Genomic DNA, 15,771 nt, shown 5'->3' with positions numbered 1-15,771 from the left:
AATGTTTGCATATCTCAAAAACCAATAAGTAGGAGTTTTTTATGGACATAACTAATTATAAATAATCTATAAAGATGTTATAAAGATATTATGAAAATATCGATTTTTAACTAAAAACTATTGACTATATGTAAGAAAGTTTCTAAAAAAATAACAGTAGCTTAAGACAAGAGATTAAAGAACTGTCGCTTTTTCGTTGAACTGATCTTTCAGGTTATTTCAGATGTACTAAAATCTGCTGATGAGGAAATAGCTAGTAATACACTAGTGTAAAAAGTAGATATTCATACCTGACCTTAGCTATCTCTAAGTTCCAATTTATGGAATAGGTTTCAACCTTTTTGGGAATCTCAACATCACCAACTTAAATATTTTGAAAGGTAACTATGAACTTGTGTTCTCAAGTTCAATAACATCCTCAAAATAGAAGTTATTAAAAGATTCCGTTCCGCTTGTCTGAAATTATTAACCAAAGTAATTGGTTGAAAATAATACTCATTAAAACTGTCTTCGATAAAGTCTGTCCAATTCTGGAAATTAATCAGTGAAATACCTACTGGGTTAAGGTATTTTATCTGAAATATTAGTTCAGGTAAAACAACATTTTGTTAGGGTTGCTTACTACTATTACTGAACCACCGACAAATTTTTATTATCACTCTCATACCAGTACAACACACTAAGTCTAAGATTGAGGGTTAAAAATAGCAGCAGTATACAAATAGCCCCTTAGAATTTAAAACACTAGGTGGTTAAACACTCGGCATCGACAACACATTACATAAATAGTTAATTAGCCTCATAAAGCTAATTAATTTTGCATTTGTAATCACTGAGTTAATGAGGATTAATGCAGCAAGTATAAAGGACATTTTATCCACATTGTACTGTAGACAGCAACTGGTAATTTTTATGTCACACTATCTTCATCAAAACACAACTATCGACAACTCTGAAATTCATGAAAGTAAGTTTTTAACGCCTTTTCAAAGAAAAGCTTTATTGAAACATTTGCAGACAAAATTACAGCCAGAATATCGGCGAAGAATTGAGATTATGTTATTAGCAGATACGGGTAAATCTCAAACCCAAATATGTGAAATATTAGGTTGTTCTCAAGAGATGGCACGTTACTGGATAGGTCTAGCAGAAGCAGGTTTAGCCCATAAATGGCATGAGCGACCAATAGGTAGACCCAAGATTGTCAATGCTCAATATATTGAACGTTTGAAAGAACTAGTTAGTAACAGTCCTCGTGATTATGGTTATGCATTTACCTACTGGACAGCTCAATGGTTAAGCAAACATTTAGCTAATGAGTTGGGCATTACTATCAGCGATCGCCATATTAACCGCCTGTTAAAACAAATGGGACTTTCCACCAAACCCAAAACTTCGGCTCAACGAAAAATTGACGAAAATCAAGATGCTGGTATTACTATTTCCGATTTGCACTCGAACTCAGAAACTAGTTTTCGTTGGTCATTAAATTTGATGCAGACCAATAACTAAAAAGTAGATACATTTCATTCTTGATTAATACTGTTTTGGAGGTCAGGAAATGCCATCAGGGTTTTCCCAGCAACAGTTAGCTCAACAACTCAGCCAAACTTTAGGTGAGTCGTTGTCTGATAGTGAAATTGAGATGTGCTTAGCAGAGGCAGAAATTGTCCAACCACCAGTAGCAAAACAATTCTGGCAGTCAATAGCAGCACCTGCTGGTATATATATGATTCTTGGGGGTAAAGTCAGACTATTAGATAACTCTAATAACTTAATTACTACCCTGTCAACTAGTGCATCATTTGGCGAATTGACTTTATTCCCCGAAGAGGAGTTTAGTCCTTATGTCGCCAGAGCTTCTGTAAATTTAAAACTTTGTCATCTTCCCCAAGCAGCATTACACGAAGTAATGCACAAATATCCGAGTATTAGCGATCGCCTCAAAAGAAGTGCAGAACTTTGGGATTTATTGCTGTTAACTAGTCAAAGCGCTCTACTGCCTCACAATGGATCTGTAGAAGACTTACTCAGAACGCTATCTTTATTTGAACGGCACACCTTGGGAACGGGTTCCTTACCAGCCAAACTATTCCAAGATACTAAGCTGTGGCTATTGCGTCGCGGAGAACTTATACATACTGATGGCCGTCGATTGACACCGGGAAATATCTATGTGTGTCCAAAGTTAGGAACTTGCCAAGCAGAGCAACCAACAATTATTTACACATTAAAAAATGATGATTGGCAATTAGCACTAGAGTATTGGCCACAATTGGCAGAGTTGCTCAAATTTCAAGAGCGCCAGGCTGAAAGAGTCAATGGGGAAGACTCTTCCCAATCTCCCTTACCCAACTCTCAATCGTCAATCCTCAATCACATCCCAGAACCCAAGCCAAAACAACGACAAGTCTACTTTCCCAGCCCCACCGTGAGAGCAGGTCATTGGTGGGGACGTTTAACCAAGCGGTATCCGTTCTTTGAACAACAAAGCGCCTCAGACTGCGGCGTGGCTTGCCTAGTGATGATTAGTCGTTATTGGGGTAAACGCTTAAGTATAAATCTACTGCGGGAGCAAACTAATGTCACTCGCAGTGGCGCATCATTGCGGAGTTTGACAACAGCAGCAGAAAGTATTGGTTTTACTACTCGTCCGGTAAAAGCCAGTCTAGATAAATTAGCCCAACAAACCTTACCAGCGATCGCCCACTGGGAAGGTAAACACTATGTTGTCGTTTATGAAATTAACAACAAACGGGTGATTGTTGGCGACCCGGCGATCGGTCAACGCAGCTTGACTACTACCCAATTCAAAGCTGGTTGGACTGGTTATGCCTTATTATTGCAGCCTACAGCCCTGCTCAAAGATACCGAAGAAGCAAGCACAACATTATGGCAATTTTTTGATTTAGTAAAACCTCACTCACGAGTATTACTAGAAGTATTCATTGCTTCGGTGTTGATTCAAGTATTTGGACTGATTACTCCTTTATTTACCCAATTGTTGTTAGATAGAGTCATTGTGCAAGGCAGCACATTAACATTAAATGCCGTGGGTTTAGGCTTAATAATTTTTGGGTTATTACGCGTTGTTATCAATGGATTGCGGCAATATTTACTAGACCACACAGCTAACCGAATCAGCGTCGCCTTATTGGTAGGCTTTATTAAACATACCTTCCGCTTACCTTTAGCATTCTTTGAGTCACGTTACGTTGGTGATATTGTTTCTCGCGTTCAAGAAAATCAGAAAATTCAACGCTTTCTGACTGGAGAAGCACTGTCAATCATTTTAGATTTGCTCACAGTGTTTGTCTATGTAGGGTTGATGTTTTGGTACAGTTCTTCAATGGCATTGCTGAGTTTAGCCATCTTACCGCCCTATATACTACTTGCTTTTGTCGCCACACCTTTTTTGCGTCGCATTAGCCGTGAAGTTTTTAACGCTTCAGCTAATGAAAATAGTTATTTGATTCAATCCCTTACAGGTATTCGTTCGATTCGCTCAATGGCAATTGAACAAACAGTACGCTGGCATTGGGAAGAACGATTAAATCAGGTGATTAAAAAAACCTTTGGTGGGCAGATCATTGGTAATCAATTACAAATTATTAGTTCCGCCATTGAATCTTTAGTAACTACAGGATTACTGTGGTATGGGGCTTGGTTAGTCATTCAAAATCAACTCACAATTGGACAATTAGTAGCTTTCAATATGTTGTTAGGCAACATAATTCGCCCTTTCCAACGGCTAGTCGTGTTGTGGAATCAATTACAGGAAGTAATTATTTCTACTGAGCGTATTAATGATGTTTTAGAAGCAGAGCCAGAAGAAGACTTACAACACCAAACCCGCCAACATTTACCCAGATTGTACGGTAATATTCGTTTTGAAAACGTTACTTTTCGCTATCACCCAGAAAGCGATATTAACGTATTACAAAATCTCAGTTTTGAAATTCTGCCTGAGCAAACTGTAGCGGTTGTCGGACGTAGTGGTTCTGGAAAAACTACCCTTTCCAAACTGATTTTAGGACTCTATCCGCCGACAGATGGCAAAGTATTAATTGATTCTCAAGACGTGACAAGTATTTCCCTGCGATCGCTGCGTTCTCAAATTGGTGTTGTCGATCAAGATACCTTTTTATTTGGTGGGACAATCCGTGAAAATATCAGTATTGCTCATCCAGAAGCCACTTTAGAAGAAGTGATTGAAGCGGCGCAATTAGCAGGAGCAGATGAATTTATTAAACAATTGCCAATGGGTTACGAAACCCAAATTGGTGAGGGCGGCGGTATGCTATCTGGCGGACAACGCCAACGACTAGCGATCGCTCGTGCATTGCTGGGAAATCCCCGTTTATTACTTTTAGATGAAGCCACCAGCCACCTCGACTCTGAATCTGAGCGTATTATTCAGAACAATTTAAAAACAATTCTCCAAGGACGCACCAGTTTAATCATTGCTCATCGCCTTTCCACCGTGCGTCATGCTGACCTAATTTTGGTTTTAGATCGTGGCTTACTAGTCGAAAGCGGTACTCACGATCAATTAATTGCCAGAAGAGGTCATTACTTTTATCTCAACCAACAACAATTCGCTACTACAGCTTGAGGGATTAGGGAAGAAGCAGGGGGGCAGGGAGCAGGGAGCAGGGGGAAATAGGTAATTTTTCTTCATCTCCCGATCACTGAGCTTGTCCTGAGCGTAGTCGAAGGGCGTAGCCGAAGTGTGCACCCCGCACCCTGCCCCAATTCCTCTTAATTGCCCCATGCCCTATACCCAATGCCCCCACATAAACTTATGCCAAAACCATATTACAATTCATCATCTGTACTCGTTAAACCACAGCAGGACGAGGCTCACCAAGTTGAAGACTCTCATGCTATCGTTGATTATCGAACAAAGGCAGCAACTGAGACTAAAGAATGGTATTACGGTACTGAGGAACTGCTGGATGCCTTACCCAGGATATGGACACGCTCCATGCTGTACTTTTTGGCAGCTTTTGCAGCGATCATCTTACCTTGGGCGATGCTTTCTAAAGTTGATGAGACAGGAAGCGCCAGAGGGCGTTTAGAACCAAAAGGAGCAACGCAAACATTAGGCGCTGCGGTTCCTGGTAGCGTTGTCTCTGTGAAAGTTAAAGAAGGTTCGACGGTTAAAGCGGGACAAGTTTTGCTGGAGTTAGAGTCTGATGTGATGCGGACAGAACTCCAACAAGCGCAGACAAAACTGCAAGGATTAATTAATCAGCGATCGCAACAGGAATTACTGAAAAACCAATTTATCTTGATGATTAGCACTCAAGAGCAACAAAACAAATCCCAAGAATTGGAAAAAATGGCTCAAGTTAATCAAGCACAGCAAAATTTGGATGCCAAACAAAGTGCTTATAACTTACAAAAATTAGAAAAACTAGCTTTAGTTGAGCAAGCTAGGCAAAACATTCACTCTACTTCAATTGCTCAAAAACTAGCTAGCAGTCGTTTGAACCGAGATTTAACAGAAGTCACACGCTATCGTCATCTTTTAGAACAAGGTGCAATTCCCCAAATTAAAATTGTGGAATTGGAGAAAATAGCAGAAGAAAGCCAACGCTCCCAAGAACAAGCAAAGTCCGATATTACACAAGCTCGATTGCGTTTACAAGAAGAGGTAAGTCGCTATCAAGGAACTATGAATCAAGCCTTTGCAGACATTCAGCAAGCAAAACTACGTCTGCAAGAGCAACAAAGCAGTTATCAAAGTATTGTGCAAGCAGGTAAGCTGGCAGTACTAAAAAATCAAGAACAGCTTAAAGACCTACAAACACAAATCACTACTCTGCAATCAGAAATAGCTCAAACAGGTAGCCAGATTACATCCTTGAATCTCCAACTACAACAACGAGTAGTGCGATCGCCTATTGATGGGGTGATTTTTGAGTTACCCATCCAAAAACCAGGGCCAGTAGTAGAAACAGGACAAGCGATCGCCCAAATTGCCCCAGAAAATACTCCTTTGATTCTCAAAGCCCAGATGCCTAGTCAACAAAGTGGTTTCTTGAAGGTGGGAATGCCAGTCAAAGTCAAGTTTGATGCCTATCCTTTCCAAGATTACGGTGTGTTAGAAGGTCGTGTTAGTTGGATTTCACCTAACTCGAAAGTTCAAAATGAAGGTCAAAACCGCGTTGAAACTTACGAGTTGGATATTACCTTAGATCATCCATACATCCAAGCTGGTAACAAACACATCACTTTAACCCCTGGACAAACAGCAACCGCAGAAGTAATTATCCGCCAGCGTCGAGTGATTGACTTTATCTTAGATCCATTTAAGAAGTTGCAAAAAGGTGGTTTAGAACTTTAGTAACTAGTAAGTTGCGAATTGTCTATGAGATATATCTTGAAAATAAAATAGGGCGGGCTATGTTTAACCCATCCTATTTTTTGCTGTTCATAGTTGCTATGAAATTGTAAGTTATACAATTATCAAATTGAAAGCTATTTTGGAAAAATCAGCAGTAAATAATTTATTATTATCGACACCAGCTAACCGATATGTACTATTTGATTGTTGATCTACAACATGATGAATTGTAGTTAGTAGTACATCACTATAGCCACCTAGTAAATTCTGAAGAAAACCACCTAATAGAGTGTTTGTTTCTCCCGGATTTAAGTCGTGCAAAAACGTATCAGCATCCGTAGGATGTAAATCAAAAATTACTATTTTAGCCATTGTATTGCTTTTTTAGGTCAGGTTTGTTAGTTAATTAGGAAAAGGGACTAGTGGACTGTCTAGACTAAATTGATGCAAAAAAATTGTAGGTTGGGTTAAGCGCAGCGCAACCCAACATGGATAAAGATGTTGGGTTTCCTTACGTCAACCCAACCTACTAGCGCGACAAGCTTAATTTGCTGGGTTAATTGAATCTGTAAAATCTCTAAATCATTAAATTTTAGCGATCGCTTTACCCAACATTTTAAGCTTGTCATGCTACTAGAGCGGTATATTTAATTCATCAGAAAATCGCTATAGCGAGTTGACTGAGAAATTGATAGTCAAATTCACTTTTACATTATTACATTGCTATTTCTTTTTTAAATAAACAATTTTATAAAGATATGATGTGTAAATACATTAATTATAAAATACAGACATAAATAGTTTTGTCTTTTAATTTAGTTTGTTGTCTATACTGTAAAAACCAGCAATGCTACACTATTAAAGACAAACTTATATTAGTAATGACGTTAAATACTAAAAGTACCATTAGATAGAGACAGAAACCAAGAGATTAAGAGAGCATGATAAAAATCATAATTTTCTACCAGAAAATTTTTCATAAGTAATTCCAAATTAATTTATTTTTGGAGGATTGGCATAATGTCAAATATCTTAGAAATTTCTAGTGAAGACATTATTTACCATATCAAATTGTCTTGTCAAATTCCTGGGATGTTAGAAGCGATCGCTACTAAAAAAGTTATTATAGATGCAGCTGAAGCAGCAGGAATCACAGTTGATACAGAAGAACTGCAACAAGCAGCAGATAGTATGCGCTTAGCTAACAACCTAACCAAAGCTGAGGATACTTGGTCGTGGTTAGAAAAACATCATCTTTCTTTAGATGATTTTGAAGAAATAGCTAAAATAACTATCTTATCTGCAAAGTTAGCTAATCATCTATTTGCAGATAAAGTCGAACCATTTTTTTACGCTCACCAAATTGATTATTCTGGAGCCGTAACTTATGAAGTTATCTTAGATGATGAAGACTTAGCTTTAGAACTATTTTATGCTCTGCAAGAAGGTGAAATTAGTTTTCAAGAAATTGCTCGTCAATATATCGACAATCTAGAAAGCCGCCGTGCAGGGGGTTATCAAGGAATCCGTTACCGTACTGATTTGAGACCAGAAATTGCAGCGGCAGTTTTTGCTGCCACTCCCCCACAGATTCTCAAGCCAATAATTACACCAAAAGGAGTACATATAATTGCAGTTGAGGAGATCATTAAACCACAATTAGACGAACAACGACGTTTGCAAATTATAGGTGATTTCTTTACAAATTGGTTACAGAACCAAATCGCTACACTCGAAATTGTAGCGCAGCTGCAAAAGAATGTTAATTCACCTTCATCCTCAGCCCAGGATTTGCTAAAACCAGCTTAATTCTTACAAAGCCCCGTAGGCTAAAAGCCTGGGGCTAAAAAAATAAAAAACTCCTAAACCCTTAAAGCTCAGTGTCCTCTGAGTTCTCTGTGGTTTGTTGTTGTATTGCAATTAATCACTCATTACAATTCGGCTGACGCAAATGCCAAGTAGTTGATTGCTCATAAGCATAAGCTACTTTAATTAATTGATCTTCCCCCAGCACTTTACCAATGAGTTGCAATCCAATGGGTAGACCTTGATCATCAAAACCACAAGGTACACTTATACCAGGTAAACCAGCAAGATTTGCAGGAATCGTCATCAAATCCAGCAAATACATACTCAAAGGATCAGTATTTTTTTCCCCTGCTTTAAAAGCAGTTGTAGGAACAGTGGGACACACTAAGACATCAACTGTCTTAAAAGCTCTTTCAAAATCTTGTTTAATCAAGGTGCGGACTTTTTGGGCTTTGAGATAGTAGGCATCATAATAACCAGCAGAAAGAGCGTAGGTTCCAATCATAATCCGGCGTTTGACTTCTGCACCAAAACCAGTAGCACGGGTGCGAGTATACATAGACAGCAGATTATCCGCATCTGGTACACGCAAGCCATATTTAACACCATCGTAACGTGCTAAGTTAGCTGATGCTTCTGATGGGGCGATAATGTAATAACTAGGTACGCCATAGCGGAAGTTGGGACAAGAAATTATGTGAATTTCGGCTCCCAAACTTTGTAATTGATCAATTGCTTTGGTAACAGCTTGTTCTACAACAGAGTCCAAGCCTTCGCCAAATGTTTCTTTGATCACACCAATTCGCAGCTTACCCCTAGCTTTTAAATCTGGTTTTAAACCGGCAGCGTAGTTGGGAATTTCCACTTTCAGGCTAGTGGAATCTTGAGGATCGTAACCTGCGATCGCATTTAATAATATTGCAGTATCTTCTACTGAGCGTCCAAATGGCCCAATTTGATCTAAAGACGACGCAAAAGCCACCAAGCCGTAGCGGGAAACCAAACCATAAGTCGGTTTCATCCCCACTACACCACAAAAAGATGCAGGTTGCCGAATCGAACCGCCAGTATCAGAACCAAGAGATACAACACATTCTTCTGCCGCCACCGCTGCTGCGGAACCACCAGAAGACCCCCCCGGAACCCTTGATAAATCCCAAGGATTAGCTGTGCTTTGGTAAGCAGAATTTTCTGTAGAACCACCCATTGCAAACTCATCTAAGTTGGTTTTACCTACCATTACTGCCCCCGCATCAGCGAGTTTTTGTGTGACTGTTGACTCATAAGGTGGGACAAAATTTTCTAAAATCCGCGAGGCACAAGTAGTAGGAATCCCCTTGGTACACATGTTGTCCTTAATGCCAACGGGAATACCTGCAAGCAGTCCAATTTTTTCGCCCGCAGCAATTTTGGCATCCACAGCCTTAGCCTGTTCTAACGCCTGTTGTGCTGTTACATGTAAGAAACTATGTAATTTTGGCTCTAACACTTGAATGCGGTCTAAAGCTTCTTGGGTAATCTCAACAGCAGAACGTTCTTTTTTAATTAGCTGTTCGTGCAGATCGCGGATGGATGCCATGATTGCTCTCTTTGTGACTCAAGTCATTGATTTTAGTACATATTGCAGAGGATTGGGTATTGGCTATGAGCTAGAATACAATCCTGGTTAATTTATAAGTTAATTTTACAAACTTGATTTCCAAGAGATCTGAGAAAATGGTTAAAATAATCACTCGGAAATATATAGGTAAAGAAAATGTTTATGACATTGGCGTTGAGCGTGACCATAATTTTGCCATCAAAAACAATTTCGTAGCCGCCAATTGTTTCAATAAATCTCATTCAACTGCCTACGGTTATGTCACTTATCAAACTGCATATTTAAAAGCTAATTATCCATTAGAGTACATGGCAGCACTGTTGACGGCTAACAGTGGCGATACAGACAAGGTGCAGAAATATATTAATAACTGTACCAATATGGGTATTCAAATAGATCCGCCAGATATTAATCGTTCCGGTCTAGATTTTACCCCAGCAGCCGGGAAAATTTTGTTTGGATTCTCGGCAGTGCGAAATGTGGGACAAAATGCGATCGCCTCTATTTTAGAAGCCAGAAATGCAGGAGGGGAGTTCACATCACTTGCTAATTTCTGCGATCGTTTAGATCTGCGGGCAGTTAATCGCCGGACTTTAGAATCACTAATTTATTGTGGAGCCTTTGACAAAATTGAATCAAATCGCCAGCAATTAATCAAAGACTTAGAACTAGTTTACGATTGGGCTCAATCTCGTGCCAAAGATCGAGCTAGCGGTCAAGGAAATCTCTTTGATTTATTAGGTGGATTTTCTAATACTAATAATAAAACCAATAAAGGTTTTGAAGCGGTTCCCAAAGCTAGCCCTGTTCTTGATTTTCCTCCCCAAGAAAAATTACGGATGGAAAAGGAATTGTTGGGATTTTATGTATCAGATCATCCACTAAAATCTCTCCGACAAATAACACCATTACTCACGCCGATTAACCTTTCACAGTTGGGAGATCAAAGAGAAGATACAAAGCTGTGTGCAGTTGTGATGCTCAATAACGTGAAAAAAGTCATAACTAAAAAAGGCGACCCAATGGCCATTTTGCAAATCGAAGATTTGACTTCCCAATCCGAAGCAGTGGTTTTTCCTAAAACTTATGAACGCATAGATTTTCTCCTACAAGTTGATACTAGATTGATTATTTGGGGTAAAATAGACCGACGGGATGACCAAACTCAATTAATAGTTGAAGATGCAGAACCAGTAGAAACAGTACAAATGGTGATGGTGGAACTTAATCCTCAACAAGCAGGCGATATTGAAGAATTGCACCGCTTGAAAACAGTTTTACAAGAACATTCAGGGGATAAAGAAAAATCCAAAATGCCGGTAATTGGAATTGTACAAGCAGAAAATTCTCGGAAATTAGTTCGTTTAGGTTGGCAATTTTGTGTGCAAGATTCTCGAATCACAGTTCAAGCTCTACAAAATGCTAGATTTACTGCTCACCTAAAATCTTTGATTAGCAGCTAATAGATTGTTATTCTTATTTTCTTTGCCGACAAAGTATTGGGCAATTAGCATGTAACTAACTTGAAGATAAGTAGGTTGATGTCAATAATTATCATTGGAATAAAGCAGGGGGCAGCACTTCGGCTTACTTCGACTATGGTTTCTGAGCGAAGTCGAAGGACGCTCAGTGACCAAGAGCAGGGGGAGAAAGAGTTTGATTTTATTTCACCGACTTACTTAGTATTACTAAGTAGAAAAATTATAGTTTTCGTATAAATATTTATTTGTAAGTATTTAGTAATACTTACCTTAAATTTAAGTCAACAGTATATAAACTTAAGTATATTAAGTCTTTTTAGTTTTTTTAGTTACTTATGCGGATGATATTTTTATGTATAAAATGGTATCTTTTTATGCTATGAAGACTTAGGTTAGAGCTAGGGGAAGGAGTTAAAACTGGATGATTGCCAACGATTTATATCAATTTGTTTCTTATTGTAAAAAAATTCAGCCTCAGACTCAGCAAGACATTAAACAATTTTTTGAAGGGGTTATCGTTTTTCCTTATGATAACGAACTTCTTTTACAAGCTTATTTATTTTTGAATATAAAATCATTGTTTCCTTCATGCTGTGAATTATTGTTATTTGAAAAATCTCCAATTGCAGATTATACAGATTTAGGTAAATGTGATTTTGTCTATCTTACATTTCAAGGTAATCTATTTTTAATTGAAACTAAGTTTATTGATACAGAAGCAACAGGGGCAACAGAAAGGAAAAGAAGAAATAAACATAGAAACAAAGTATTTGAGCAAGTTATTACTTTAAAAAGTCGATTTAGTGAATATTGGGATATTAATCTAGAACAATTAGAATGTGGTGTTTTCACAACTGATTCAGAAGTTGAATGGAGAGGAAATGGTGTTAACGTTCTCAGTAAATATGTATCTATCAATCATCTGGAAAGATGGCGTAAAAGTTATCAAAGAAATAATTATTTTTAAACTTAAAACCATATCACTAAATCTTAATTTTCATTAATTTACTATTTAAATCATTAAATATATATAGTAATCCGGTTTGATTCGGTGAATTTATTTGTGTAGGTAGGGAACAGGAAACAGGAAACAGGGAACAGTTAAGAAGGGATAGATATGTACTGAATCGTGTTCAAAAATCAAATAGGAGTCCTATAGCAGTCCTAAATCATTTGTGAACAATAAGAACCCCGACTTTTCAAAGAAATCAGGGATCTGAGCCTCCCAATTTTCACAAATCAAATAGGATTGCTATGGCGTTTTTATCTGGATGAAATACACCACTTTAGTCCCTAATCCCTGGGCATTAGACCTTTTTACTAACTAAAGCGCCTCTGCGTAATACCGTTTCACCATCAATATAATTTTTGGTACATTTGTACTAACTATTTGATAGAATGCCTTACAAGCTCTTTAGTCTTGTAGGAGAAACCATGAAAACAATCGAACAAAGCCATAGTAATACGATCTCGCTTCCATTATCCTTATCACAGGTGATAACGGTAAATAACGCCATAGTGCCATTACAACCCCAGCAAGAAAATATCATCAATGGATGGGAGCATTTGATAGCACAAGCACAAAGTATCAATCAAATGGCAGCCGAGTTAGAAGTAAAGATATTAGAGTTAAAGGCAATAGCCAGTACTCTTAACACTCAAACAAATTATCTACAAGAGAATGGTAAACCATGCAAAAGCATTTGCAAGTATTTGACAGTTAGTGTGCCTTGGGTGAAACAAAAGCCAGATGAGTCATTGATTATCACTACGCGGAAAGTTGATTTATTCCGAGCAGAAAGAGAAGCTGCGCTGTTAGCCCAAAAACTTCGTCAGCAAACTAAAAGAAAAAAATTGGTCTCTCAGCGATAAATAGAGTACGGCTAATGCTGATCAAGAAGAGGGAAGATTTTTCTTCCTACTTCTTCCTGCTTCTTTCATTCAGAACAAGAGACACTGATTAACAAATCTTAAAATTATAAAGATTCAATTACAGATCAGGCCTTTGGTTGTAACAGTTATGCTGATAGAAATGGTATCAGGTAATGATTACCCTAAGTCTCTAGATGCCATAATCTACAACAACTTTCTCAGCTTCATAGCCTTGGGAACAGCTGGTTTTGCAAGTCAAGAGGCAGAACTGCCCTAAAAAGTTAGACTTTCGTTCTTTCTGAGAGTGCAACATCAGGGATGAACAATCAGCGCATAAAAGAGGTAAACAGAAATGTTAAAGACACTTTTAGTGATTGCTGTTGGTTTTTTACCGTCCCTAATTTCCCTGTGGGTGATCCGCAAAACCCACTTGCGGACACACTCACGGCTAAGGCAAGCTGCGCTAAATTTGTCAGGAGTCAGAGTACGGCAAAACATTCCATCTACTGAAAGCGATCGCTACTATCTAGAAGGTGTAGGTTACCTGATTGGCGACATTAGTTGCAAATTCAATGCCCAGTCTGGCTATATTCGTTGTGCTGTTAACCCCAGCGGCCCTTGTCAAACTTGCCGTCACTATGAATCAAGAAAATTAGCTGGTAGTGAAAACAGAGCTTAAACAATTAAAGAAGTTGAGAAGAGTATGGTAAGATCATAGTATTACCGTTGATGCTTTCTCTTGCAGACACCTAAACAAGGTTAGGGAAAAGCAATCTAAAGGTGTAAAACTAATTATTGATCACTGCCCACTTTTAGTAGATTTTTGTCTTACAAAAACATTTTTCTGTATTTAACTTTTCAAGATACTCTTGGTTAAACTCACAATAAACACATTATTGTAGAGTAGCTTGAAAGTAATAATCCCTCAGATGAGTAAACAATTATGTCTCTATCAAAAAAGATCAAGCAATACTGCAAATGGTTCTGGGATGAATCACTAGGAGGTGACTATGACGCTTGGGGTACTAGCACCTACTTTATGGAAGTTGGTCATGACTTGTGTGCTGTTAGACAAATAGAGGTTTACGAAAATGGCAATGTCTTATTTTATGATGGTAGCCACTTTTTAGATAATTATGGAATGTTATGCGATAAACCTCTAGGTAAAGAGGATATCGAAGAGTTTGGCATTACTAAAGCCGAATTTGAACAAGTGTGGAATACAAAAACACCAATGAATCGATCAAACCTAAATAGCTGATAAAAGTTTAGTTAGTAAAAAAAATTGACAACTTTATATGGTGTGGTCATTTTTACAGTTTGTCACTTGATTTACAGTTGATTCAAGAATAAAAACACTGTTTGAAATAATCCTACAACCACACCTAAAACACCACCTAAAGTCACAATCGCCTGTAACTCATTTTTGACAATTCCCTCAATTGCAGCTTCTAAATCGGCGGGTGAAGTTGACTTGACACGGTCAACAATTACCTGATCTATTGACAAAATAGGAATTACTTGCGCTACGATCGCTTCTAAATCTTTTTCCAAATACCGTTCTAAAATAAAAGCTAACTCTTGGCTTACCACTTCTAAAGAAGAACTCATTACAGGCGAATTGCTAAGGCGATTAAGTAGCAACGAAGCAATATTTTCCCAATTAACCGAGTCTGTTAATCCTTGTAGCAAATCACCGCCACTAGTTTGTACATAATGACGCACAGTTTCACGCGTAGTCTTGCGTAATTGGCGTACAGTACCAATTGGCAAATTTTGCAAAGATAAATTTTGCAAGATTTTTTTGAGGCGATCGCGCATTTGCAAATCTTGAATTAATTCTTGCAAACGCTGATTAGTTGCTTCTTTTTCATCTAAGCAAAAAGTTCTTAGTCTCGTAAGAGTATTACGTAAGCCAAATAGATTTGCTACTACCCAATACGTCCCGCTAGTCTTTTCCCGAAAGCTTTCATCAACAATTCCAATGGTGCGATCAGTTAAAAAATCAATAATTGTCTGACGTAATACATCTGGTGGTATAACTACCTGTAATAACCAATCAGCTAACCTTGTAGCTTGTTCTTCGCTTAATTGCAATTCCAGTAATATTTGATCAAAAACTTGATTGATCTGCGCTTCTAAAAAATCTTCCCGCCGTGCTAAGACTTTTAACAGACGTGGTAATGATTCACCTAACAAATCACGCAAAATTCCCGCTACAATTTTAGCGCTTTTTTCATCTTGATCTGTTTTAATTTGTTTGATTGCCATTTGTAGCAACCACAAAATTGCTGCTTGTACGCGTTCGGTTTGTAATAAACGGCGCGCCAAATTTTGTAATTCTTCTGGCGTTAACAGCGATCGCATAATTGTATTAGAAATATTTTGAGCCAAACGTTCCTGGTTGCGAGGAATCAATCCAGGAGTGAATGGTACTCTTCGCCCCCCAATATAAATTGCTCTGTAGGGACGAAATAACATTTTGATGGCTATATCATTGGTGAAATAGCCAATAACTCCACCAAGTATGGGGGGAGACACATAAAGCCAAAGATGAGACCAGTCCAAGGGAAGAATTAAAAAAGTTAAGAATGTATAAATTAAAAGTTAAGAATTAGAACTTAGATATGAGACACTACTCATACTTGATAAATTCA

Annotated in this window: 13 protein-coding genes; 10 read left to right on the top strand and 3 right to left on the bottom strand. The window is 38.1% G+C overall.

What is annotated here, in order from left to right:
* Positions 1-912: 912 nt before the first annotated feature.
* From QI031_RS13435 to QI031_RS13425, 3 genes are all read left to right on the top strand, one after another.
* Complete coding sequence (locus QI031_RS13435) at positions 913-1,512, top strand: helix-turn-helix domain-containing protein (protein ID WP_281485630.1); 600 nt, start codon at positions 913-915, stop codon at positions 1,510-1,512.
* A 49-nt stretch (positions 1,513-1,561) separates the two neighbouring features.
* Positions 1,562-4,615: a peptidase domain-containing ABC transporter gene (locus QI031_RS13430; protein WP_281485629.1), complete on the top strand. Its 3,054-nt coding sequence runs from the start codon at positions 1,562-1,564 to the stop codon at positions 4,613-4,615.
* Positions 4,616-4,804: 189 nt separating this feature from the next.
* Positions 4,805-6,352, top strand: coding sequence for a beta-barrel domain-containing protein (locus tag QI031_RS13425; RefSeq protein WP_281485628.1), 1,548 nt, complete (start codon positions 4,805-4,807; stop codon positions 6,350-6,352).
* 111 nt (positions 6,353-6,463) lie between these two features.
* On the opposite strand, the gene QI031_RS13420 is transcribed toward QI031_RS13425, so the two are convergent.
* On the bottom strand, positions 6,464-6,724 hold the full coding sequence (locus tag QI031_RS13420; protein WP_281485627.1) for a hypothetical protein: 261 nt from the start codon (positions 6,722-6,724) through the stop codon (positions 6,464-6,466).
* 648 nt (positions 6,725-7,372) lie between these two features.
* Between QI031_RS13420 and QI031_RS13415 the strand changes: the two genes are divergently transcribed.
* The gene (locus tag QI031_RS13415) at positions 7,373-8,161 is read left to right on the top strand and encodes a peptidylprolyl isomerase (RefSeq protein WP_281485626.1); all 789 of its coding nucleotides are present in this window, start codon (positions 7,373-7,375) and stop codon (positions 8,159-8,161) included.
* Positions 8,162-8,276: 115 nt separating this feature from the next.
* On the opposite strand, the gene gatA is transcribed toward QI031_RS13415, so the two are convergent.
* Positions 8,277-9,740: an Asp-tRNA(Asn)/Glu-tRNA(Gln) amidotransferase subunit GatA gene (gatA, locus tag QI031_RS13410; protein ID WP_281485625.1), complete on the bottom strand. Its 1,464-nt coding sequence runs from the start codon at positions 9,738-9,740 to the stop codon at positions 8,277-8,279.
* A 137-nt stretch (positions 9,741-9,877) separates the two neighbouring features.
* On the opposite strand from gatA, the gene QI031_RS13405 reads away from it, so the two are divergent.
* The 6 genes from QI031_RS13405 to QI031_RS13380 all read left to right on the top strand — a co-directional run bounded on the left by QI031_RS13405 (position 9,878) and on the right by QI031_RS13380 (position 14,375).
* Positions 9,878-11,224: a helix-hairpin-helix domain-containing protein gene (locus tag QI031_RS13405; RefSeq protein ID WP_281485624.1), complete on the top strand. Its 1,347-nt coding sequence runs from the start codon at positions 9,878-9,880 to the stop codon at positions 11,222-11,224.
* A gap of 439 nt (positions 11,225-11,663) precedes the next feature.
* On the top strand, positions 11,664-12,209 hold the full coding sequence (locus tag QI031_RS13400; protein ID WP_281485623.1) for a hypothetical protein: 546 nt from the start codon (positions 11,664-11,666) through the stop codon (positions 12,207-12,209).
* A gap of 467 nt (positions 12,210-12,676) precedes the next feature.
* Positions 12,677-13,114 carry a hypothetical protein gene (locus tag QI031_RS13395; RefSeq protein WP_281485622.1) on the top strand — a complete coding sequence of 146 codons (438 nt, stop codon included), beginning with the start codon at positions 12,677-12,679 and terminating at the stop codon, positions 13,112-13,114.
* Between the two features lie 133 nt (positions 13,115-13,247).
* Positions 13,248-13,391 carry a hypothetical protein gene (locus tag QI031_RS13390; RefSeq protein WP_281485621.1) on the top strand — a complete coding sequence of 48 codons (144 nt, stop codon included), beginning with the start codon at positions 13,248-13,250 and terminating at the stop codon, positions 13,389-13,391.
* Positions 13,392-13,466: 75 nt separating this feature from the next.
* Positions 13,467-13,793 (top strand): DUF6464 family protein, encoded by a 327-nt coding sequence (locus tag QI031_RS13385; protein ID WP_281485620.1) that lies wholly within the window; start codon positions 13,467-13,469, stop codon positions 13,791-13,793.
* Between the two features lie 264 nt (positions 13,794-14,057).
* The gene (locus QI031_RS13380) at positions 14,058-14,375 is read left to right on the top strand and encodes a hypothetical protein (protein ID WP_281485619.1); all 318 of its coding nucleotides are present in this window, start codon (positions 14,058-14,060) and stop codon (positions 14,373-14,375) included.
* Positions 14,376-14,446: 71 nt separating this feature from the next.
* Here the strand turns inward: QI031_RS13380 and QI031_RS13375 are convergent, their stop codons facing one another.
* Positions 14,447-15,682, bottom strand: a complete 1,236-nt coding sequence (locus tag QI031_RS13375; RefSeq protein WP_281485618.1) for a DUF445 domain-containing protein — start codon at positions 15,680-15,682, stop codon at positions 14,447-14,449.
* Between the last annotated feature and the right edge of the window lie 89 nt (positions 15,683-15,771).

The sequence above is a fragment of the Halotia branconii CENA392 genome (genome assembly GCF_029953635.1).
Taxonomy (GTDB): domain Bacteria; phylum Cyanobacteriota; class Cyanobacteriia; order Cyanobacteriales; family Nostocaceae; genus Halotia; species Halotia branconii.
Note: the sequence above shows the minus strand (reverse complement) of the source record. Positions and strands in the feature narration are given on the sequence as shown.

Coding starts and splice junctions, on each gene's coding strand:
- QI031_RS13435 (WP_281485630.1), top strand. CDS start 913: ATGTCACACTATCTTCATCAAAACACAACTATCGACAACTCTGAAATT.
- QI031_RS13430 (WP_281485629.1), top strand. CDS start 1,562: ATGCCATCAGGGTTTTCCCAGCAACAGTTAGCTCAACAACTCAGCCAA.
- QI031_RS13425 (WP_281485628.1), top strand. CDS start 4,805: ATGCCAAAACCATATTACAATTCATCATCTGTACTCGTTAAACCACAG.
- QI031_RS13420 (WP_281485627.1), bottom strand. CDS start 6,724: ATGGCTAAAATAGTAATTTTTGATTTACATCCTACGGATGCTGATACG.
- QI031_RS13415 (WP_281485626.1), top strand. CDS start 7,373: ATGTCAAATATCTTAGAAATTTCTAGTGAAGACATTATTTACCATATC.
- gatA (WP_281485625.1), bottom strand. CDS start 9,740: ATGGCATCCATCCGCGATCTGCACGAACAGCTAATTAAAAAAGAACGT.
- QI031_RS13405 (WP_281485624.1), top strand. CDS start 9,878: ATGGTTAAAATAATCACTCGGAAATATATAGGTAAAGAAAATGTTTAT.
- QI031_RS13400 (WP_281485623.1), top strand. CDS start 11,664: ATGATTGCCAACGATTTATATCAATTTGTTTCTTATTGTAAAAAAATT.
- QI031_RS13395 (WP_281485622.1), top strand. CDS start 12,677: ATGAAAACAATCGAACAAAGCCATAGTAATACGATCTCGCTTCCATTA.
- QI031_RS13385 (WP_281485620.1), top strand. CDS start 13,467: ATGTTAAAGACACTTTTAGTGATTGCTGTTGGTTTTTTACCGTCCCTA.
- QI031_RS13380 (WP_281485619.1), top strand. CDS start 14,058: ATGTCTCTATCAAAAAAGATCAAGCAATACTGCAAATGGTTCTGGGAT.